Origin of the sequence: Cohnella massiliensis (genome assembly GCF_900169535.1) — a bacterium.
In the GTDB taxonomy this organism is placed as follows: Bacteria; Bacillota; Bacilli; order Paenibacillales; family Paenibacillaceae; genus Cohnella; species Cohnella algarum.
The window spans coordinates 26,474-46,274 of the sequence record NZ_LT821254.1 but is presented as its reverse complement, the minus strand read 5'-3'; the positions used below and the strand labels follow the sequence as shown (position 1 = coordinate 46,274).

Sequence of the window (19,801 nt, the reverse complement as noted above, 5' to 3'; positions counted from 1 at the left end):
ACCGCCACCGCACGCCCGCCGTTCCTCCGGTTGAGTCATGGCGACTCATCTCGACCCTCCAAACGCATGCAGCCGCCCGAATTTGAGTAGCCATTACTCATCTGACCGCCACCGCACGCCCGCCGTTCCTCCGGTTGAGTCGTGGCGACTCATCTCGACCCTCCAAACGCATGCAGCTGCCCGAATTTGAGTAGCCATTACTCATCTGACCGCCACCGCACGCCCGCCGTTCCTCCGGTTGAGTCGTGGCGACTCATCTCGACCCTCCAAACGCATGCAGCCGCACGAATTTGAGTAACCATTACTCATCTGACGCCACCGCACGCCCGCCGTTCCTCCGGTTGAGTCATGGCGACTAATCTCGACCCTCCAAACGCATGCAGCCGCACGAATTTGAGTAACTTGCATCTTACGGCGGGGAGCGCTCAGGGTGGGAGACCTATGCTGGATTTTATCCAATCGAAGGAGCGGAACACGGGGAGCCCCCTAATCTAAAAGTGGATTTTGTCCAACGAGGAACGGGAATTTCGGGCGAAATCTTCGAAAAGGCCTCCCCAGATTGGACAAAATCCAAAGAAGGCAGCAAGTTCCGTGCAAAAGCCGTTATTGAGTGGATAAAATCAGATAAAATCAGATAAAATCCAATGAAGCTACGCCGAACCTCGTTAAGCAGGGCCAGACGAGCATCGTACCTTTGCCGAGTTGCACGCAAGCCTTGCAAGAGAAGCATCCTGTGCCTTCGCCGAGCGAGTTACGCGCAGGCATGGCCAGAGATGTATCCAGTACCCTCGCCGAAACATCGCGTAAGTCGGCCAAAAGGGTGCGCAAAGTGCCCTCTGCGAGCCTCGCAAGGGCCAGCCTATAAGTCAGGCTAGTCCTCGCGGCTTCCGCCATCGGCCATCCTGCCAAGGACTTCCCGAGCTACGACTGAGCCGGGAAGTCCGTCTATTCCGAGGATGCCGCCAAGGCGCAACACTTGCGGAAAGCCTTGCCCCGGTCCGGAAGGGTCGAGGCAAGGCCGGGGACCGGAAGTCCGGAGCAAGGGGCAAAGCGGCGCGTCAGACCGGGTCCCAGAGCGCCGGAACGCCGGGCGGCTCCCAGCCGGGGAGCGAGGTGTGCGCCTGAAGGCAGCGATAGAGGACGCCGTTGTACGTCACCTCGTCGCCGACGCCGTAGAAGACGCCGGCCGCCCAGGACGTCGCGCCCGGCGCGGCGTCCGTCGTCGCCGTCACGGCGCCGCTCGCCGGCGAGAAGTTGCCGGCGGCGTCCCTGGCCTGCACGGCGAACGTGTAGCTCGTGGCCGGGGACAGCCCCGAGATCGTCGCCGCCGTGCCGGATACGCTGACGCTGCCGCCGTTATACGAGACGACGTAGCCGGTGACGCCCACGTTGTCCGACGCGGCGTTCCACGACAGGCTGACGCTCGAGGACGTCGTCCCGGTAACGGCGAGGCCCGTCGGCGTCGTCGGCGCCGTCGTGTCGCCGCCCGGGTTCGGGTTGCCTCCGTCCAGCAAGTCGTCGCTCAGCTTGGTCAGCAGCGTGTCGTTCCGGTCGCCGCTGAATTCCCAGAACATTGCGCCCCCCAACCCTTGCGACTCGATAAAGGCCGTTTTATGGCCCATCGATTCGACGTCGTCGTAGGAGATGAACGTGCCGTTCGACGGGTTGTACAGGTAGGGCACCTTGGCCGTGTCGTTCCAATGGCGGGTATAGCCGTTTTTGTTGATGTAGTTGTTTTCGAGATCGGTGAAGTCGAAGACGCCGGGCTCCCACGTTCCCGGGGGCGTGCCGGTGCAGCTTTGGTACTGTCCGTTGCCCGCGCTGGCGCAGCCCGTCCAGCCCCGGCCGTAGAACGGAACGCCGAGCACGATTTTGTCAGCCGGGACGCCGGCGTTCAGGAAGCCCTGCACGGCGGCGGCGCCGTTGAAATCCTGCGCGTTTGCGATTCCGGCCGCGGAAGCCGCGGGATCGTAGTAGAGCGGGGCGTTGTGGGCGCTCGTGCTCTGCCAGCCGCCGTTGAAGTCATAGGTCATAATATTGATCCAGTCGACGATGCCGGCGATGTTGGCCAATTCGTTGTTCTGCCTGTAGGCCGGGCTGGCCCCCGCGGCGATGGTGAGCGTGTAGTACTTGCCGTCCTGCGCGCCGGCCGCATCCAGCTTGTCGCGAACCGCCTGCAGCAGCAGCGTATGGTTTTGTTTGTCTTCGAGGCGGTAACCGTTGCCGGGCAGGCCGCCGCTCACCGGGTATTCCCAGTCGAGATCGATGCCGTCGAACTGATATTTCCGCAGGAAGTCGACGGCCGAATTCGCGAAGTTTTCCCGCGTCTGGGCGGTGGCGGCGGTGTCGGAAAACCGGTTGGACCACGTCCAGCCGCCGACCGAAATGATCGTTTTCAGGTGGGGGTTGGCCTGCTTCAGAAGGATCAGCTGCTTCAGATTGCCGCGGAGCGGATCGCTCCACGTGTCGCCGGGATTGCTCATCTGGGCGTCGATCCAGGGATCCCCGAGCACGATCGACCCGTTCGGGACCGAGATCGTCCCGTTTTCGTCCTGGCAGGTCCACGTTTGCGGATTCGGACCGGTCGGATCGGGGTTGCCGTGAATGCCGTTCCAACAGATGTCCGCGAACGCATAGTTGATGTGGGTCACCTTGGAGACGTCCATTTCCCATACGGGATAACCCCGGCCGTACGCGCCCCAGGGTAGTAGCCTATGATTTTATAATCCGAATCTTCGGCGGCCGCAGCCGTCCTTTCCTGAAACGGCAAAAACGAGACCATCAACGAAGCCAAGAGAAGAAGCGACAGGGAAACACGAATTTTCGCGAAGCTTGCCCGAACGCACATCTTTTTGCCTCCTTCGTCATTGGATGGATTGCGGAAAAACCGAAAATCTCCTCATCTCCACCTCCTTCGCCGTTATCTGACTCTATTTTCTGACAAACTATGGAAAAGAGGAAGGGCTAAAAATGACTAAGAGGGGTAAAAAACTGATTTTTCTGATAAATATAACGAACGAAAGAAAGAGCCTGCGGCATTTGCTCGAAAAGTCGCTTCGGGCCAAATGCGGTGCAAGCTCGGGAATTTAAGCATATGTAAAAAAGGGTCTGAAAAATAAAAAAACCGCGTATGCGGATTTTTGGCAGATTCTAAGCAGGGGCTCGACAACTCGGCCGAGTCTTAAAAATAGTATGTCCTCGTCATCTATAATATTAGAATAACATGAAGAAAAAGATAAGTCTAGTCTTTTTCGCCGGATTTGGTATGATTTTTTTGCTCTCTGCGCAGGAGCCATTTTCGAGCGGGAAAGGAGTCGCGATTTATGGTTCTGTGGGTGCTGGCCCGGAGCATGGTGCAAAGCCGTTTGCAATATTCGGTTTCCCATGCGGTGCGAACGGCGGCCAGCGTAATATTCGGCATGATCTATGCAGCGATTTGGCAAGGAATCGGCGAGCAGGATTCGCTCGGCGACTTCGGCACGGAAGGCATGGTCGCATATATCGCCTTCAATCAGGTTATTTTATGGCTCACCTTCACCAATTACGGCCTCGGACTGGCGGAGCGGGTGCGGACGGGACAAATCGCGCTCGACCTCGCGCGTCCGCTCCATCTGTTCGCGTTCGCGGCGGGCCGGGAGGCGGGGTCGATGGCGTACAACGCGCTGTTCACCGCTCTGCCATTGTATTTCATTTACTTTTGGATATACGATCTTTCGATTCCGCGCGATCCGGCCGTATGGCTTTGGACGGCGGCCGCCCTGCTCATGGCGGTATACGCCGCGCTCTGCATCGCTTACGCGATCGGACTGGCGTCGTTATGGACCGTCGAAGGCTACTGGCTTCATATGCTGAATTATTCGGTCAACTTCGTCCTCTCTGGCTTTTTGATCCCGATCCAGTGGATGCCGGAGTGGCTGCAGACGGTTGCCGGCTTTTCTCCGTACCCGATCTTTCATTCGATTCCGACCCAATTGTACTTGGGAAAAACGGGACCCGGCACGCTGCTCGTTCCGCTGCTTTGGTGCGCGCTGCTGACGGCGGGAGCGCTAGCGGCGACGAAGGCGGTCAAACGCAAGGTGGAGGTGCAGGGCGGATGACGTGGATGGGAATTTGCTGGCTGCTTTACAAAATGAATGTCAGGGCGAGGATGCAGTATCGCCTGAATTTCGTGTTGATGACGCTGCTCGCCTCCGTCGTCACGGTCGCGGAATTTCTTGGCTTGGCTGTCGTGCTGAACGCCTTCGGCTCGATTCAGGGCTGGGATGTGTGGGAAGTCGGCTACCTTTATGGGGTGCTGATGACGGCGAAATTCGCATATCGCGCGTTCGGCTCGGGCATCAACAACTTCGAGCCCTACCTGGTGAACGGCCAGCTCGACCAATTGCTGCTGCGCCCGATGCCGCTGCTGCTGGCCGTCCTGACGTCGCGGACGCGAATGGTCGGCGGCGAACTGCTGCAAAGCTTGGCGGTGCTCGGCGTCTGCATCGCGCAGCTGATGAGCCGCGGCCAGGTCGGCGCGTGGATTTTGCCCCAGACGCTTTTCATCATCGCGACCGGCACCGTCATCATGTTCGCCGTGGGGCTGGCTACCGCCGCCATCGGCTTCTGGATTACGCGGGTGGAGGATCTGTCGGTGCTGACGGACAACGCGACGACGACCGCCTGCCAATATCCGCTCAGCCTGTTTCCCGATTGGCTGCGTACGTTGCTGCTGGCGGTCATTCCGTTCGGATTTATCAGCTACGTGCCGGCCATGCACATCGTCCGCGGAGAATGGGGCGGCTGGACGCTGCCGCTGACGGGGGCGGTTGCCGCCGCCGCGCTGGCAGGGGCCCTGGGTCTGTGGCGGATCGGCGTCGCCCGGTATCAAAGCACGGGTACGTGAGCGCGGCGGCCCGGAAAGAGGGGGAAAAGCAAGACAGGCGCTATAAAACGAACGCAACGAACGCATGACGAGGAGGATGAAAATGAACGCGAAAATAATGGAAGTCGAAGGTCTCGTCAAAACGTTCGCGGCGCCGGCCCCGCGCGAAGGAAGGTTCGCCGCCGTCCGCTCGTTATGGACGCGCGAGAAACGCCTGGTCGAGGCGGTAAGGCGCCTCGATTTCTCGGTGGACCGCGGCGAGTTCGTCGGCTTCATCGGGCCGAACGGGGCCGGCAAGTCGACGACGATCAAAATGCTGTGCGGCATCTTGCATCCGAGCGAGGGCGAGGTGCGGATACTCGGGCTCAGTCCGCAGCGGGAACGGAAGCGGGTGGCCAGGCGGATCGGCGTCGTATTCGGCCAGCGGACGCAGCTGTGGTGGGATTTGCCGCTTCGAAACAGCTTCGAAATCTTGGCGGCGATGTTTCGGCTCGGCCGGGCGGAGAGCGCGCGGCAGCTGGAGCGGCTCGACGAAGTGCTGGGGCTCCGCGAATTTTGGGATACGCCGGTGCGCAAGCTGTCGCTCGGCCAGCGGATGAGGGGCGACCTGGCCGCGGCGCTGCTCCACGATCCGGAGCTGCTCGTGCTCGACGAGCCGACGATCGGCATGGATGCCGCCGCCAAGCGCCAAATCCGGGCGCACCTGAAGCTGCTGAACGAGGAGCACGGCAAGACGGTGCTGCTGACCACGCACGATATGGACGACATCGAGCAGCTGTGCCGCCGGGTGATGGTTATCAATCGCGGGGAGTGCATTTATGACGGAAGCAGGGAAGGGCTTCGCGGACGAATCGGCATCCCGACCGTCATCCGCGTGGCCTATCGCAGCCTCCCGCAGATGCCCGATTCCGACGGACGGGATTCCGGCGCGTTTCAGATCGTCGGCCTAAAGGACCGGGAACTGACCGTTTCCTGCAACCGAAGCCGGATTCGGGTGATGGACGTGCTTCGCGAGCTTGGCGAATGGGGGGAAATCGAAGACGTGCATGTGGAGGAACCGGACTTCGAGGACGTCGTCCATCGAATCTATTGAAAAAGCGGGGCTTGCGGCCCCGCCGGACGGTCATTCGTCAGCTTTGAAGCATCGGTCTTACTTCTTCGATGACGCCCGCAAGCTCCTTGGAGCTTGCCTCGTACATGGCTTTGGCCGAAGGATCGCGCGTGGACGAAGCGAACAGCTCCAAATCCGCCTGCGCTTTTTTCAGCGTGGAGAACAGCAAAGCTTTCCCTTGCGGCGCCGGGGTTTTGATTTTGTCGTCGTACAGATCGATGTACAGCTGCTGGTAGGCGTCGACCTGCGCGAGAAACACGTTGTCCAGCGTGACGCCGATCTTTTCCAATTCGGTCATCAGCCAGCCGGGACTCAGCTCGAGCGTGGCCAGCGGCTCGTACATGATTTTTCCGTCGATGACGACGGTTTGGGTTTCAACCTCGTTGACGGTGCGGATGCCGAGGTGGCTCGCCGACAAGGGCTGCTTGTCCTTTTTCAGCAGCACGCTTACTTCCCCGTTCGTCTCCATGACGGCGAATTCCACGTCCGCGAGGTTGAACACGCCCTTGCCCCGCAGCTGGGAAAGCATTTCATCCGCCGTCAGCCGCTCTTTCTTTAAATTGTCCTCCATGATTTTTCCTTCCTTGACGATGACGCGGCCTTTGCCTTCGAAGATGCGGCGGGCGGTCTTGCTTTTCAGCGTCAGCAATTCGAACAGGAACGGCACCACGAACCAGACAAGCAAGGCGAGCGTGCCATGCCAATAGTTCGCTTCGATATCGGTGGAGATGAATCCGGCCAAGGATCCGAGCGTAATGCCCAGCACGTATTCGAAAAAGGTCAGCTGCGAAATCTGTTTTTTCCCCAGGATCCGGGCCATTAGAAACAACATGGTCAGCGCTCCGAGCGAACGAAGCAAAATTTCGGACGAATCCGGCATCGTCACTGCCCCCTTTCGGCTCCGTTTAAGGCCGTATTCGCGTCCGTCTCCGGCGCTTCGATCGCGACCGCGTGCGCGATGCAGGGGATCGATTCGCCCTGCTGCACGGCCAACGGAGAGAGGAGGGCGCCCGTGGCAACGACCAGGACGCGGCGAAGCTCTTTTTTGCGGATTTTTTTCAAAATATGACCGTAGGTCACGACGGCGGAGCAGCCGCAGCCGCTGCCCCCGGCCTGGACCATCTGCTTGTCATAGTCGTAAATGAGCATGCCGCAGTCGCGGTAACGGGTTTTATGCATCGGAATCCGGTGTTTTTCGAACAGATCGCAGGCGATTTCGTAGCCGACTTTGGCCAAATCGCCGGTGACGATAAGATCGTAGTGATCCGGACCGACGCCAAGGTCCCGGAAATGGGACGTGATCGTATCGACGGCTGCCGGAGCCATCGCGGCCCCCATATTGAACGGATCCTTGATGCCCATGTCGACGACGCGTCCGATCGTGGCCGAGGCGATGACGGGGCCGTCCCCGGATTCGGACACGACCGCGGCGCCCGCACCCGTGACCGTGTATTGGGCCGTCGGAGGCTTCTGCGACCCGTACTCCGTCGGATACCGGAACTGCTTTTCGATGCTGGAGTTATGGCTGCAGGTAGCCGCCAGGGCGTATTTGGCCCCGCCGGTCCCGACGAGGTAGGAGGCGACCGCCAGGCTCTCCATCGACGTCGAGCAGGCGCCGAAAACGCCGAGGTACGGCACGGAAAGCGTGCGCGCGGTATAGCTCGTGCTCGTGATCTGGTTGAGGAGATCCCCGCCGACGTAAAATTGGATTTGATCCTGCGTCAAGCCCGCGTACTGGATCGCAAGCTTGGCCGCCTCCTCGAGCATCGTCTGCTCGGCTTGCTCCCAGCTGTTCTGTCCTACGAGGGAATCGCCGTGCACGATATCGAAATCGCCGCCAAGCGGCCCCCTGCCTTCGAACGGTCCGACGACGGACGCGGACGCGGCGATGACCGGCTTCCGCCGAAACTTCCAGCTTTGATGTCCTTTTAGCATATCGTCACCCCCCGCGTACGATTAATCGGACGATCGCAACCGCAAAGGCGGCTACCGTCCCAAACACGATGACGCTTCCGGCCAGCTTGAACATCTGGGCGCCGACGCCGAGGACGAGTCCTTCGCTCCGGTGCTCGATCGCAGCCGATGCCATCGAATTGGCAAACCCGGTCACGGGCACGGCGGAGCCCGCTCCCGCCCACTGGCCGATCTTGTCGTACACGCCCAGGCTCGTCAAAACGACCGAAACGATAATCAGAATCGCGACGGTCGGATCGCCCGCCTTTTTCTCGTCCCAGCCCGCAAAGTGCACCAACGCCTGCTGAATGCATTGTCCGAGCAAACAAATCGCGCCCCCGACCGCGAACGCCCGCGCGCAGTTGCGCAATACGCTCCGGGAAGGTTCGCGTTTCCAAGCCATAATTTGATACTCCCGCTGGACAGGGGTCAATTTTTTCGTTTTGCTGCTGCCGATGGCGCTCAAGCCCCCCTTCGACCCTGATTTACTATTTGAGGATGCCTCCAAACCGGGTTTTTAATCATCTTGAAGTTCTGACTTAAATTTACAGTTTAAGCTCGTATGAATAGGGACGCCGTTAGGAAAGATGTACTTTGGATTCGCCAAAAAAGAAGGAGGAAACGAAATGACCGTCGCATCTCAAGTCAAAACTTGCCTCGCTTCGCTGAAAAGCGCGCAGGCCAGCCTGGAACAGTTCGCTCTCGGTACGCAAAACCAGGACGCCAAAACGCTGTTTACGAACGCGGCCTCGCAAACGCAGCAAATCGTGCAGCAAGTCGAGACGCGCGTGCAGCAGCTGGAGAATGAAGAACCGCAATATAAGGGATTCTAAAGAAACCATGGTTTGCCCAAGGAGGGCGAAGCGCCGGACGCTTCCCCTCCTATTTCGCTAAGGAGGCCTAACATGCGTTTTCAACGGAAAATCGCGCTGCTTTCCGCAGGATTTTTGCTGCTCTTTTCATCCGGCGTGCCCTCGTCTTCGGCGGAAGCGCCTTACAATAGATCCTATTACGAAACCCGGGGAGAAGTCGTGTGGGAAGTGCCGGGCAACGAGAAGCTGGTCGCGCTCACGTTCGACGACGGGCCCGATCCGGAGGATACGCCGCGAATTTTGGATATTCTGAACAGGCACGGCGCGCGGGCGACTTTTTTTGTTATGGGCAAAAAAGCGCGCGAGCATCCCGAAATCGTGCAGCGGGAAGCGCGGGAAGGGCATGAGGTGGCGAATCATACGTTTTCGCATCTTGTGCTCGGCCGCTCCGTGCCGGCTTCCCGCATTCGCGAGGAGATCGTGGCGACGCAGGAAGCGATCGCGGAAGCGACCGGCCGCACGTCCCACCTGTTTCGTCCGCCGGAGGGCGTTTTCGATCCCCATGTGCTGGAGGTCATCAAGCGCGAGGGGCTTCAGACGGTCATGTGGTCGTGGCATCAGGATACGCACGACTGGTCGCGGCCGGGAGCGGATCGGATCGTCGGGACGGTGCTCGGGCATGTCCGCAACGGCGATATCGTGTTAATGCACGATTTCGTATACGGACCGAGCCAGACGGTCGAAGCGCTGTCCCGGATTTTGCCGCAGCTGAAAAAGGAAGGGTTTCGCTTCATTACCGTTTCCGAGCTGCTCGGGCATAGCCGCGCCGTCGGCAAAAATAACGATTGACATCTAAAGTGAGAACGATTATCATTTCAATCATAGCGTAAAATCAGGGTGAGAATCGTTTTCAACCATATATCAGAACGAGCGGGGAGAGGATTCCATGTCGCGTCTAAGCACGAAACAGCTGTCTCTCGGATACGGAAGCAGACGCATAGTGGAGGAGCTGGATTTGCTTGTGCCGGACGGGAAAATAACCGCCCTGGTCGGCTCCAACGGATCGGGCAAGTCGACGATTTTGAAATCGATGGCGCGGATTTTGAATCCGCTGGGCGGCGGCGTCTATTTGGACGGAAAGCAGATTCACCGCCAGCCGACGAAGGAAGTGGCGAAGCAGCTGGCGATCCTGCCGCAAAATCCGACCGCGCCGGAAGGGCTGACGGTTCGCGAGCTCGTCTCGTTCGGCCGGTATCCGCATCAGAAAGGGTTCGGAACGCTGACGACGGAAGACCTGCGCATGGTCGATTGGGCGCTGCAGGCGACCAATATGTCCGATTTCAGCGAGCGTTCCGCCGACCAGCTGTCGGGCGGACAACGCCAGCGGGCATGGATCGCGATGGCGCTGGCGCAGGGAACCGACGTTCTGCTCCTTGACGAGCCGACGACGTTCCTCGACATGGCGCACCAAATCGAAGTGATGATGCTGCTCGAGAAGCTGAACGCGGAGCAGCGGCGCACGATCGTCATGGTCGTTCACGATTTGAATCATGCCGCCCGCTATGCGCATCACCTGGTGGCCCTGAAGCAGGGGACGGTGCTGTACGAAGGCAAGCCGGATGAAGTGATGACGCCGGAAATGCTGCGGGTCGTTTTCGGCATCGACGCCGACGTGATTCCCGATCCGAGGTCGGGCACTCCGATGTGCCTGCCGTACGGCCTGGCGCCGGAATTGCCGGGGGGAGCGCAGGCGCAGACGGGAGAATCCCGCCAGCTGCAAGGAACGGCGGTCGCGGCGGTGGGCTAGATATCGCCGCCGGCACGCGGAGAATATACTTAAGCTACAGCGGTCGCTCCTGCCAGGGGCGGCCTTTTTCCGCCTATCGTTGTCATTGCTCGCGGCCGACTGTAAAATGAAGGTATTCCGAGCCGGGGGAGAGCGGTCCGCGCAAGGCCGATCCGGCAGACCGGCGCGGCTTGGGGAGATCGGCATTAGCGGATCGACGAAAGGAATGAAAGCGTTACAATGCCGATCCGCCTGCCTGATGCCGAGATTTCGGCTTCTCCAGTCCTTTTGCTTTTCCAAGGGCCGATCGGCGCGGAAGGCCTCAACCTGCGTTTGTCCCGGACGAACCCGGCTCCAATCGGACGTGCCCGCGTTCGAACGTTTATTCGCGGATTACTATTTTTTCATAGACTATGGAGGGTTGCGTCCATGAATTCGATCGAAGAAGTCGGCCGCCAGGCGTCAGCCATCAAGGAGCAAATCGCCGCCGCCGTCGTAGGAAAGTCGGAAGTCGTGGAGTTCCTCCTCATCGCGCTTCTGGCTTCCGGACACGTTATCCTGGAGGATGTGCCGGGAACCGGCAAAACGCTTCTCGCCAAATCGCTCTCCAAAACGCTCGATTGCGATTTCAGAAGAGTTCAGTTTACCGCCGACCTTCTCCCTACCGACATTACGGGCGTTAATTTTTACAATCAGCAGACCGGCCGGTTCGAGCTGCGCAAAGGGCCGGCTTTTACGAACGTTTTGCTGGCCGACGAGCTGAACCGGGCGACTCCGCGCACGCAGTCCAGCCTTCTGGAATGCATGGAGGAGCGCCAGGTGACGATCGACGGGGAGACGCTGCCGCTCGAGGCGCCGTTTCTGGTCGTCGCCACCCAAAATCCGATCGAAAACCACGGCACCTTTCCGCTCCCGGAAGCGCAGCTGGACCGGTTTATGATGCGGATTTCCGTCGGGTATCCGGCGGCCGGCGAGGAGCTTGAAATTTTGCGTCGCTATTCGGCTCGCGATCCGCTTCCGACGCTTCGGCCGGTCATGGACAAAGCGCGTCTGCTCGCGCTGCAAAGCTTCGTTCCCCAAGTGCGAATAAGCGACGATCTGCTGAACTACATGCTCGCGGTCGTCGCGGCGACCCGCGAGCATGCCGAAATCCTGAGCGGGGTCAGCCCCCGGGGCAGCCTTCAATGGGTGAAGGCCGCGCAGGCCCGCGCCTTGCTGCGCGGTCGCGAATACGTCGTGCCGGACGATATCCGCGCCCTGGCGGCGCCGGTGCTGGAGCATCGCCTTGTGCCGAAGGACGGGTTCGGGTTCGGGCGCGACCAATTGAAAAGCCTGCTGCAGCGCATCGTCGCGGATGTCCCCGTCCCGACGGAGCCGGCGCTCGAACGAGGCCTCGGAAGATGATCATTGTGTGGCTGCTGACCGTGTTCGGGGCTGTCTATTTGGTGCAGCACGGGCTGTTTCGCCTATGGGGCAAGGCCGGAATCGAATATGAGCGAACGTTCAGCCAGCCCTACGTGCACGCCGGCCAGACGGTCGTCATGACGGAAACCATCGTCAATCGCAAGCTGCTTCCGCTTCCCTGGCTGCGAGTGGAAACGATCATGCCGTCGATGCTTCGGTTCAAGCATCAAAACGCGGAAACGGCGATCAGCGCCGGAACTTTGCTGCAAAATCATGCGAGCTTGTTCAGCCTGCCCCCTTTTTCCAAGGTGGTGCGCAAGCATGAGGTGGCCTGCGTGCGGCGAGGGATTTATCGCGTGCCTACGCTAGCTTTCACGTTCGGAGACGCCTTCGGATCGGCAGTCGGGAAAATGGACCGGGAAACGGATTGCTCCATCGTCGTATTTCCCCGGGTGAAGGAGATCGCGGAACTGCCGCTGTCAGCCCGGCGGTTTATGCAGAGCGTGCTCAGCCTGTCGGATGCGTTCATGGAAAATCACCACCATGTGGCGGGGGTGCGCGATTATCGGGGCGGCGATTCGTTTCGGCTGATCAATTGGAATGCGACCGCCCGGACGGGAAGGCTGCTGGTGAACAAACGCGAGACGATGCTGGACAACGATTTGACGATCGTGCTCAATGCCGAATTGATGGACGATTCGACCAATCGGAGAATCGGGCCGGACGCGTTCGAGGAAGCGCTCGGGTACGCCGCCTCGGTCATTCGCCATATGCAGCTAAGCGGGGGCAAATCCGGGCTTATTTTTAACGGAAAAACGGCGGACCCGCACCAAGTTCCGCTTCGGGTCGAGCCGCGCGCCGGGAGCGAACAGCTGCTGCACCTATTCCGCTTGATGGCGGGATTCGAAGCGGTCGTGAAGCTGGATTTGGTTTACGTGCTGGAGGAATTGCTCGCTTCCGGGGTGCGGAACGCCAATTTCCTGATCATGACGGCCTTTATGACGCCGAAGCAGCAGCAGTTGGCCGATCGATTGCGGCAGTCGGGCAATCGGGTCGAAACGATGCTGTTGTACCGGGAACGGGAGGCTTCCGGATGAGCGACGGACAAAAATCCGGCAAATCGCCAGGCGGGCGGGAACGTTCGCGACTCCGCGGGGAAGGCCGGGCGAAGTCCCTGTTCGCCGCGGCGGCGCAGGCGTGGGCATGGCTGCCGGCTATGCTCGTTCTTGCGGAGACGGCCGGGACGGGCCCTCTGCCGCGATGGCTCGGCGTGGCCGCGGGAGCCGCCCTGCTGGCGGCGGCGCTTGCGGTCGTCCGGCATCTGCCGCGCTGGGTCGTTCGCTTCGCGCTGTTCGGGGCCTTTGTCGCCGTCATTGCGGGGGCCGTCTTCTACGCGAACGCGGCGCTGCTGCTGCCGGTTCTGTTTCTCGGAGCCGTTGCCTGGCAAAGCGGCCGGCCCCCCGGCTGGCTGGGCATCGGTGCCGCCGGGGTGGCCGTGGCCGCGGTCGTCTCGATCGCGGCCAGGTGGGCGCCGGAGCTTGCCGCCTATCGGCTTTTCTTGGTCCTGACGGGAGTCTTCTGGTTCGTCGTGCTGCTTGCCGCGGGACATAGCAGGCAGCTCGATGCGGCCGGGCTCGGCCAGAATATCGTCACCCGCGCCGTGTCTGCGGCGAACCGGAAGTATTTGATCGGGCTGATTGCGGTCGTGCTCGCGGTTTTTCTGATGACGAGCGGGCTTTCGGCGTGGAGCGCGATCGCGGAATATTTGAATCGGCTTATCCCCGAAGGAGGAAGCGCCGATCCGCCTCCGGCACCTCCTCCTCCCATGCCTGCAATGCCCGAAGGCATGTTTCCCGAAGAGGGCGAGCCCGCCCCCGCATGGCTTCGAAGGCTGATGGACGCGGCGATGTACGCGATCGCCGGAGCCGCGGCGGCGTTTCTCCTGTGGCTGCTGGCGCGCCATTATCTGCTCGACCGTTCATGGTACCGATCGCTGCTCGCACGGTTGCGGAAGCTGTGGCAATGGGTGTTTGCGGAGCGGAAGCCGGAGGGGGTTCCGCTTTACGAAGAAGAGAGGGAAAGCGTCCTCGATATCCGCAAAATGCTGCGGGAGGTTCGCTTGACCCGGGGGCGGGGAGGCATGCGAGCGGGCCGCTTGAACCGCGAGGAGTGGGAAAGGCTGAGCCCGGAGGATAAAGTGAGGCGGCTGTATGAAGATGCCGTTTCGACCGGCATTCGGGCGGGCTTTCCGTTTCGCCCGTCCCGGACGCCGTCCGAGACGCTCGACGAGCTGGAGGCGTGGCTGGCGGAAGCTCCGCCGAAAGCTTCCGCTGCCGCGAGCGGGGCCGGCGGATTGCGCGAATGGCTGGGCGCCGGCAAAAGGCGGCTGCGCGAAGCCTACGAAAAGGCGCGCTACGGCAATGCCGCGCCTTCGGAGGAGGAGCTTCGCGCGTTCGCGGACGCCTACCCGTGGCGGGAGAAAAAGCGGTGAGCGAGTTGAGGCAGCCGGCAGCGCCGGCTGCTTTTTCGTCTATGTTGGATTTTATCCAATCGGCGGAGCGAGAAACGGGAAAACGGCGGTCTACAGTGGATTTTATCCAACGAGAACGGGAGTTTCGGACGAAATCCCCGAAAAAGCTTCGCCAGATTGGACGAAATCCAACGAAGATAGCGAGTTTCGTGAAAAAGCCGGTTTTTGATTGGACAAAATCCAACGAAGCTTCGCCAAACCTAACGCAGCCCTGCGTAACCCTGCATAACCCTGCGCAGCCCTGCGTAACCCTGCATAACCCTGCGTAACCCTGCATAACCCTGCATAACCCTGCATAACCCTGCGCAGCCCTGCATAACCCTGCGTAACCCTGCGTAGCCCTGCGTAACCCTGCGTAACCCTGCGTAGCCCTGCGTAACCCTGCGTAACTGCAAGCTGTTCCACCATGTACCTGCACCGAACCTCGTTCGCGCAAGCCTGCCCTAAGTTTAGGGCACCATGCGGCGGCCGGTTGACCGAATGAAAGTCCGTCAAGTTCTCCGACATATTCCCGCCTTCCCTTGCATCTGCCAAAAAGGCCCCGGCAGACTTTTTTTGGCGAAAATGTTGCACTAGGTAAAAACATTTGTATAATATTAAAAAAGAGGCGCCGATAAAAATAATGGTCGTCCAGGAAACATATTTTGATTCGAACAATAAAATAAGAGCAAGCAAGGAGAGGAACGAAATGAAATTCAAATTGGCTTCATCCGTAAAGCGGCTTATTCTTCTTGTCGTGTTTCTGACGCTGGCGATGTCCGTCTTGGCGGCATGCGGAAACGGCACCGGAAACGAAGGGGAAAACGGCGCGAGAGAAGGCAAACTGCAAGTTACGACGACGACCGGCATGATCGCGGATTTGGCGAGGGAAATCGGAGGCGACCATGTCGAAGTGGTCGGCCTCATGGGTCCGGGCGTCGATCCGCACTTGTACAAAGCGACGCAAGGCGATATCGCCAAGCTGGAAAATGCCGACGTGATTCTGTACGGCGGACTTCATCTGGAAGGGAAGATGACGGACATTCTGGTCCAGATGGCGAAAGAACGCACGGTCGTGCCGGTAACGGAAGGGATTCCCGAAGACCGGCTGCGCATTCTCGACGAGGAAACGGAGGACCCGCACGTCTGGTTCGACGTTTCGCTGTGGATGCTGGCGGCGGAAAAAGTCCGCGACGTGCTGAGCGAGGCGGATGCCGCGAATAAGGCGGCCTACGAGCAAAACGCGGAAGCTTACTTAAAAGAGCTCGAGGAGCTTGACGCCTACGTGAAGGAGCAGATCAGCTCGATTCCGGAGCCATCCCGGGTGCTGGTCACCGCCCATGACGCCTTCGGATATTTCGGCGATGCGTACGGAATGGAAGTGGTCGGCTTGCAGGGCATCAGCACGGCATCCGAATACGGCTCCAAGGATGTGATGGCGCTGCGCGACCTGATCGTGGAGCGGGGCATCAAGGCGGTGTTCGTCGAATCGAGCGTCTCGACCCAATCGATCGAAGCCGTCATCGAAGGGGCGAAGGAAAAGGGACATGAGGTTGTCATCGGCGGAGAGCTGTTCTCCGACGCGATGGGAGCCGAGGGCACGCCGGAAGGCACGTACATCGGAATGGTCCGGCATAACGCGGAGACGATCGCGAACGCGTTGAAATAACGGAAAGGGAGGACGACAACATGAAGGACGGAACGGGCAAAACGCCGCCGCTGGCGGTTTCGGGACTGACGGTCGCCTATCAAAAGAAGCCGGTGCTGCGCGACGTGACCTTCGAGATCGCCGAGAAGGAGCTCGTCGGCATTATCGGCCCGAACGGCGCCGGCAAGTCGACGCTGATCAAGGCGATCCTCGGCCTGCAGCCCGCGCTCGCCGGAGAGGCGCTCATTTACGGGAAGCCGTACAAGGACAGCCGGAAGCTGGTCGGTTACGTGCCGCAGCGCGAATCGGTCGACTGGGATTTTCCGACGAACGCGCTGGACGTCGTGACGATGGGCAGATACGGCCATCTCGGCTTGTTTCGGCGCCCCGGAGCCAAAGAGCGCGCGATGGCGATGGACTGTCTGGAGAAGGTCGGCATGGCCGATTACGCGCACAGGCAGATCAGCCAGCTGTCCGGCGGCCAGCAGCAGCGGGTGTTTCTCGCCCGGGCGCTGGCCCAGGACGCGACGCTATATTTTATGGATGAGCCGTTCGCGGGCGTCGACGCGGCGACGGAGAAAGCGATCGTCACGCTGCTGAACGAACTGAAGCGAAGCGGCAAAACGGTGCTCGTCGTCCACCACGACCTGGCGACGGTGACCGATTATTTCGATTCGGTGCTGCTCCTCAACGGCGAGGTCGTCGCCTGCGGGCCGACCGCGACGACCTTCACGCCGGAACTGCTGCAGCGGGCCTACGGCGGCAAGCTGGCCTTTTTGACCAAAGCGGAGCAGCCGGAACCTGTAGGCAGCGCCCGCGAAGGGAAGTGAGGACATGCTGAATTTGTTCGCGGATCCGAACCTGCGCTGGATTTTGCTCGGAAGTATGCTGCTGGGCTTGAGCAGCGGTGTGATCGGGACGTTTTCCTATTTGCGAAAGCAAAGCCTGATCGGCGACACGCTGGCGCATGCCGCGCTGCCCGGCATCTGCATCGCCTTCATGCTGACCGGCGTCAAATCGATCGGCCTGTTTCTGATCGGGGCGATTGTCGCCGGCGTCGTGGCGACCTGGTGCATCAGCCTGATCACCCGCCGCTCGCGGATCAAGCCCGATGCGGCTTTGGGCATCGTATTGTCTTTGTTTTTCGCGATCGGGGTCGTCATGCTTACGCGGATCCAGCATTCCCCGACCGGCAACCAGAGCGGGCTCGACAAATTTCTGTTCGGCCAGGCCGCTTCCATGACCTCGTCGGACTTGTACACGCTGGGCGGAGTCGCCTTGCTGCTCGTGATCGTGTGCGGGCTGCTGTACAAAGAGTTCAAATTGCTCAGCTTCGATCCCGGCTACGGCCGCGGCCTCGGGTTTCCCGTCGGCGCGCTGGAGCAGCTGCTGCTGGGGCTGACGACGGTCGCCGTCGTCGTCGGCATCCAGGCGGTCGGGGTCGTGCTGGTCGCCGCCTTGCTGATTACGCCCGCCGTATCGGCCCGTTATTGGACCGATCGGCTGGGCGTTATGGCGGTTCTCGCCGGCCTGTTCGGCGCCCTTAGCGGCGCGGCGGGAACCTGGATCAGCTCCGGCGTCAGCCAGCTGCCGACCGGTCCGATCAGCGTGCTGGCGGCCACGTCCTTTTTCGTCGTGTCGCTGCTGCTCGGACCGAAGCGCGGCCTTGCGGCCAAGCTGCTCGGCCGCAGGACGGCCAAGCGGGAGTGGCTGACGGAACGCGCAAGCGCCGCCGCCCAAACGAAGGAAAGGGGGGCCTCCATATGAGCGGATTCTGGATTATGCTGGTCGGCGCGATGGTGGCCGCCTGCTGCGCCATCCTCGGCTCCTTTCTCGTGCTCCGCCGCATGGCGCTGGTGGGCGACGCGATCAGCCATTCCGTGTTGCCGGGGATCGTAATCGCCTTTCTGGTCAGCGGGTCCCGCGACTCGTTTTTCATGCTGCTGGGGGCGGCGCTCGTCGGCTTCGTTACCGTCTTCCTCATTCAAATGTTTCAATCCAGCGGCTTGCAAAGCGACGCCTCGATCGGAGTCGTGTTCACCGCCCTGTTCGCCGTCGGCGTCGTGCTGGTCAGCCTGAACGCGCGGAACATCGATCTCGATCTGGATTGCGTCCTGTTCGGGGAAATCGCCTACGTCCAATGGAACGTGCTGGAGATCGGGGGAACGGCGCTCGGGCCGAAGGCGGTCTGGCTCGTCGGGTTTGCGCTGTTGGCGATCGTCGCGGTCGTCGGTCTCTTTTACAAGCAGTTCAAGATATGCGCCTTCGATCCCGCGCTCGCTCTCGCGCTGGGCATCCCGGTCGCCGTCTTCCATTACGCGCTGATGGGCCTGGTGTCGCTCGCGACGGTCAGCTCCTTCGAGAGCGTCGGAGCCGTCCTCGTCGTCGGCCTGCTCGTCATTCCGCCCTCGGCGGCCTATCTGCTGACAGACCGGCTCGGCCGAATGATCGGCATCGCGGTCGGGATCGGCGTCGCAAGCTCGGTCGCCGGCTACTACGCCGCCGTTTGGCTCGACGCGTCCATCGCGGGCTGCATGGTATGCGCCGCCGGCGCGCAGTTCGCGCTCGCGTTCCTGTTCTCGCCGAAGCACGGCCTGGCGGCGAAACGGCGCCGCCGGCTCCGCTCGGCGCTGGCCGGTCAAGCGGGCTGACCGGGGGCGGCCGATCCGGCGTGACTCGCCGGACGAACCGGGCGGCGCCCGTCCGCCGACTCCCTATCCCGGCCCTCGTGCCGCCGCTTCTTGTTGGCGGCTTCGCGGGGGCCGATTTTCATGAAAGAACCGCTATGGTAATATAAGTGTGCAATGGGATGTCCAGACCGTTGGGCTGCGGCGCCGGATGCGGTCAGGAGCGCGTCGCCTTCCGGTATTCCCGGGGGGATTGCCGGGTGATTTTTTTGAACGTTTTGCCGAAATGCGAGAAGTTGTCGAATCCGACGGACGACGCGATTTCGGCGATCGTCGCTTCGCTGTCCCGCAGCAGGCGCTGCGCCTCCTTGATGCGCGTCAGAATCAAATAGTCGGAGAAGGCGAAGCCGGTCACTTCCTTGAACATGCGGCTCAGGTAGTACGGACTGATGAAAAAGCTCTCGGCCACGCCGCCCAGCTTGACGGGCTCGTGGTAGTGCTCGTTCAGGTAGCGGACGATTTCCGAGATTTTGGCGTGCAGCGGCGTCGAGTCGAAGACGGGAACCGGCTCGTTGTCCAGCAGGTAGCGCGCGGTCGCAAGGAGCAGCTCGACGATGCCGGCGGCGGGCGTCAGCTCGTAGCCCGGCGGTTTGTTCCGGATTTCGGCGACGATGCGGCGGATCGTGCCGGCGACGGCTTTTTGTTCGGCGAGCGGGAGCCGGATGACATGGCTTTTCTGCTCGAACGGGCTGAGCAGCAGCTTGGCGTGAGGGCCGCCCCGTTCCCGGATGAAGGCGTCGCCGAAATGGATGACGACCCGCTCGTGGCCGGATTCGCCGGCGTGCAGCGTTTTGTGCAGCTCGTTTTTGGCGATGAAGACGAGGTCTCCCTGCTCCACCGTGTACGTGCGGTCTTTTACAAAGTAAATGCGCTTGCCGGACAGCAGGTAGTAAATTTCGTAATACGAGTGGAAATGGTCGGATTGCATCGTGTACGGTCCGCTTCGTCTTACGTATTCCACGAAGTGGTCCGTTTCGAGGCCGTAACGGCTCGTTTCCCATGCGGTCGGCGGCTGCATGCGTCGGTC

18 protein-coding genes and 1 pseudogene are annotated in these 19,801 nt (G+C 60.8%); 13 read left to right on the top strand and 6 right to left on the bottom strand.

Features of this window, described 5'->3' with window-relative positions:
- Positions 1-1,058: 1,058 nt before the first annotated feature.
- Positions 1,059-2,848, bottom strand: a pseudogene (locus B7E11_RS02635) (glycosyl hydrolase family 18 protein).
- 475 nt (positions 2,849-3,323) lie between these two features.
- Here B7E11_RS02635 and B7E11_RS02630 point away from each other — a divergent pair.
- The 3 genes from B7E11_RS02630 to B7E11_RS02620 all read left to right on the top strand — a co-directional run bounded on the left by B7E11_RS02630 (position 3,324) and on the right by B7E11_RS02620 (position 5,957).
- Positions 3,324-4,097 carry an ABC transporter permease gene (locus B7E11_RS02630; RefSeq protein ID WP_080832076.1) on the top strand — a complete coding sequence of 258 codons (774 nt, stop codon included), beginning with the start codon at positions 3,324-3,326 and terminating at the stop codon, positions 4,095-4,097.
- Positions 4,094-4,885, top strand: a complete 792-nt coding sequence (locus tag B7E11_RS02625; protein ID WP_080832075.1) for an ABC transporter permease — start codon at positions 4,094-4,096, stop codon at positions 4,883-4,885. Before B7E11_RS02630 ends, B7E11_RS02625 begins: the two co-directional genes overlap by 4 nt.
- A gap of 82 nt (positions 4,886-4,967) precedes the next feature.
- On the top strand, positions 4,968-5,957 hold the full coding sequence (locus tag B7E11_RS02620) for an ABC transporter ATP-binding protein (protein WP_080832074.1): 990 nt from the start codon (positions 4,968-4,970) through the stop codon (positions 5,955-5,957).
- 37 nt (positions 5,958-5,994) lie between these two features.
- Here the strand turns inward: B7E11_RS02620 and B7E11_RS02615 are convergent, their stop codons facing one another.
- From B7E11_RS02615 to spoVAC, 3 genes are read right to left on the bottom strand one after another with little or no spacing between them, the layout of a single operon-like run.
- Positions 5,995-6,855 carry a DUF421 domain-containing protein gene (locus B7E11_RS02615; protein WP_080832073.1) on the bottom strand — a complete coding sequence of 287 codons (861 nt, stop codon included), beginning with the start codon at positions 6,853-6,855 and terminating at the stop codon, positions 5,995-5,997.
- Between the two features lie 2 nt (positions 6,856-6,857).
- Positions 6,858-7,910 (bottom strand): stage V sporulation protein AD, encoded by a 1,053-nt coding sequence (spoVAD, locus tag B7E11_RS02610; RefSeq protein ID WP_080832072.1) that lies wholly within the window; start codon positions 7,908-7,910, stop codon positions 6,858-6,860.
- A gap of 4 nt (positions 7,911-7,914) precedes the next feature.
- The gene (spoVAC, locus tag B7E11_RS02605; protein ID WP_080832196.1) at positions 7,915-8,385 is read right to left on the bottom strand and encodes a stage V sporulation protein AC; all 471 of its coding nucleotides are present in this window, start codon (positions 8,383-8,385) and stop codon (positions 7,915-7,917) included.
- 169 nt (positions 8,386-8,554) lie between these two features.
- On the opposite strand from spoVAC, the gene B7E11_RS02600 reads away from it, so the two are divergent.
- The 6 genes from B7E11_RS02600 to B7E11_RS02575 all read left to right on the top strand — a co-directional run bounded on the left by B7E11_RS02600 (position 8,555) and on the right by B7E11_RS02575 (position 14,421).
- Entirely contained in the window at positions 8,555-8,761 is a 207-nt protein-coding gene (locus B7E11_RS02600) for a DUF1657 domain-containing protein (protein ID WP_080832071.1), read from the top strand.
- Positions 8,762-8,833: 72 nt separating this feature from the next.
- Positions 8,834-9,589: a polysaccharide deacetylase family protein gene (locus B7E11_RS02595; RefSeq protein ID WP_080832070.1), complete on the top strand. Its 756-nt coding sequence runs from the start codon at positions 8,834-8,836 to the stop codon at positions 9,587-9,589.
- Positions 9,590-9,686: 97 nt separating this feature from the next.
- Positions 9,687-10,547: an ABC transporter ATP-binding protein gene (locus tag B7E11_RS02590; RefSeq protein ID WP_080832069.1), complete on the top strand. Its 861-nt coding sequence runs from the start codon at positions 9,687-9,689 to the stop codon at positions 10,545-10,547.
- A gap of 408 nt (positions 10,548-10,955) precedes the next feature.
- Positions 10,956-11,930 (top strand): AAA family ATPase, encoded by a 975-nt coding sequence (locus tag B7E11_RS02585; protein ID WP_080832068.1) that lies wholly within the window; start codon positions 10,956-10,958, stop codon positions 11,928-11,930.
- On the top strand, positions 11,927-13,027 hold the full coding sequence (locus tag B7E11_RS02580) for a DUF58 domain-containing protein (RefSeq protein WP_080832067.1): 1,101 nt from the start codon (positions 11,927-11,929) through the stop codon (positions 13,025-13,027). The genes B7E11_RS02585 and B7E11_RS02580 overlap by 4 nt, the downstream gene beginning before the upstream one ends.
- Positions 13,024-14,421 carry a DUF4129 domain-containing protein gene (locus B7E11_RS02575; RefSeq protein ID WP_080832066.1) on the top strand — a complete coding sequence of 466 codons (1,398 nt, stop codon included), beginning with the start codon at positions 13,024-13,026 and terminating at the stop codon, positions 14,419-14,421. The genes B7E11_RS02580 and B7E11_RS02575 overlap by 4 nt, the downstream gene beginning before the upstream one ends.
- A 102-nt stretch (positions 14,422-14,523) precedes the next feature.
- Here the strand turns inward: B7E11_RS02575 and B7E11_RS02570 are convergent, their stop codons facing one another.
- A complete protein-coding gene (locus B7E11_RS02570) occupies positions 14,524-15,159 on the bottom strand; it encodes a hypothetical protein (protein WP_080832065.1) in 636 nt (211 codons plus the stop codon).
- Here B7E11_RS02570 and B7E11_RS02565 point away from each other — a divergent pair.
- The 4 genes from B7E11_RS02565 to B7E11_RS02550 are packed head-to-tail and all read left to right on the top strand — an operon-like array spanning position 15,149 to position 18,738.
- On the top strand, positions 15,149-16,108 hold the full coding sequence (locus B7E11_RS02565; protein ID WP_080832064.1) for a metal ABC transporter solute-binding protein, Zn/Mn family: 960 nt from the start codon (positions 15,149-15,151) through the stop codon (positions 16,106-16,108). The genes B7E11_RS02570 and B7E11_RS02565 overlap by 11 nt on opposite strands.
- 20 nt (positions 16,109-16,128) lie before the next feature.
- Positions 16,129-16,917: a metal ABC transporter ATP-binding protein gene (locus B7E11_RS02560; RefSeq protein WP_080832063.1), complete on the top strand. Its 789-nt coding sequence runs from the start codon at positions 16,129-16,131 to the stop codon at positions 16,915-16,917.
- Positions 16,918-16,921: 4 nt separating this feature from the next.
- Positions 16,922-17,854: a metal ABC transporter permease gene (locus tag B7E11_RS02555; RefSeq protein WP_080832062.1), complete on the top strand. Its 933-nt coding sequence runs from the start codon at positions 16,922-16,924 to the stop codon at positions 17,852-17,854.
- Positions 17,851-18,738 (top strand): metal ABC transporter permease, encoded by an 888-nt coding sequence (locus B7E11_RS02550; protein ID WP_080832061.1) that lies wholly within the window; start codon positions 17,851-17,853, stop codon positions 18,736-18,738. The genes B7E11_RS02555 and B7E11_RS02550 overlap by 4 nt, the downstream gene beginning before the upstream one ends.
- A gap of 193 nt (positions 18,739-18,931) precedes the next feature.
- Here B7E11_RS02550 and B7E11_RS02545 read toward each other — a convergent pair whose 3' ends face one another.
- Complete coding sequence (locus B7E11_RS02545; protein WP_080832060.1) at positions 18,932-19,792, bottom strand: helix-turn-helix transcriptional regulator; 861 nt, start codon at positions 19,790-19,792, stop codon at positions 18,932-18,934.
- Between the last annotated feature and the right edge of the window lie 9 nt (positions 19,793-19,801).

Coding starts and splice junctions, on each gene's coding strand:
- B7E11_RS02625 (WP_080832075.1), top strand. CDS start 4,094: ATGACGTGGATGGGAATTTGCTGGCTGCTTTACAAAATGAATGTCAGG.
- B7E11_RS02585 (WP_080832068.1), top strand. CDS start 10,956: ATGAATTCGATCGAAGAAGTCGGCCGCCAGGCGTCAGCCATCAAGGAG.
- B7E11_RS02615 (WP_080832073.1), bottom strand. CDS start 6,855: ATGCCGGATTCGTCCGAAATTTTGCTTCGTTCGCTCGGAGCGCTGACC.
- B7E11_RS02620 (WP_080832074.1), top strand. CDS start 4,968: ATGAACGCGAAAATAATGGAAGTCGAAGGTCTCGTCAAAACGTTCGCG.
- B7E11_RS02600 (WP_080832071.1), top strand. CDS start 8,555: ATGACCGTCGCATCTCAAGTCAAAACTTGCCTCGCTTCGCTGAAAAGC.
- B7E11_RS02545 (WP_080832060.1), bottom strand. CDS start 19,792: ATGCAGCCGCCGACCGCATGGGAAACGAGCCGTTACGGCCTCGAAACG.
- B7E11_RS02560 (WP_080832063.1), top strand. CDS start 16,129: ATGAAGGACGGAACGGGCAAAACGCCGCCGCTGGCGGTTTCGGGACTG.
- B7E11_RS02555 (WP_080832062.1), top strand. CDS start 16,922: ATGCTGAATTTGTTCGCGGATCCGAACCTGCGCTGGATTTTGCTCGGA.
- B7E11_RS02575 (WP_080832066.1), top strand. CDS start 13,024: ATGAGCGACGGACAAAAATCCGGCAAATCGCCAGGCGGGCGGGAACGT.
- B7E11_RS02630 (WP_080832076.1), top strand. CDS start 3,324: ATGGTTCTGTGGGTGCTGGCCCGGAGCATGGTGCAAAGCCGTTTGCAA.
- B7E11_RS02550 (WP_080832061.1), top strand. CDS start 17,851: ATGAGCGGATTCTGGATTATGCTGGTCGGCGCGATGGTGGCCGCCTGC.
- B7E11_RS02595 (WP_080832070.1), top strand. CDS start 8,834: ATGCGTTTTCAACGGAAAATCGCGCTGCTTTCCGCAGGATTTTTGCTG.
- spoVAD (WP_080832072.1), bottom strand. CDS start 7,910: ATGCTAAAAGGACATCAAAGCTGGAAGTTTCGGCGGAAGCCGGTCATC.
- B7E11_RS02580 (WP_080832067.1), top strand. CDS start 11,927: ATGATCATTGTGTGGCTGCTGACCGTGTTCGGGGCTGTCTATTTGGTG.
- B7E11_RS02565 (WP_080832064.1), top strand. CDS start 15,149: ATGAAATTCAAATTGGCTTCATCCGTAAAGCGGCTTATTCTTCTTGTC.
- B7E11_RS02590 (WP_080832069.1), top strand. CDS start 9,687: ATGTCGCGTCTAAGCACGAAACAGCTGTCTCTCGGATACGGAAGCAGA.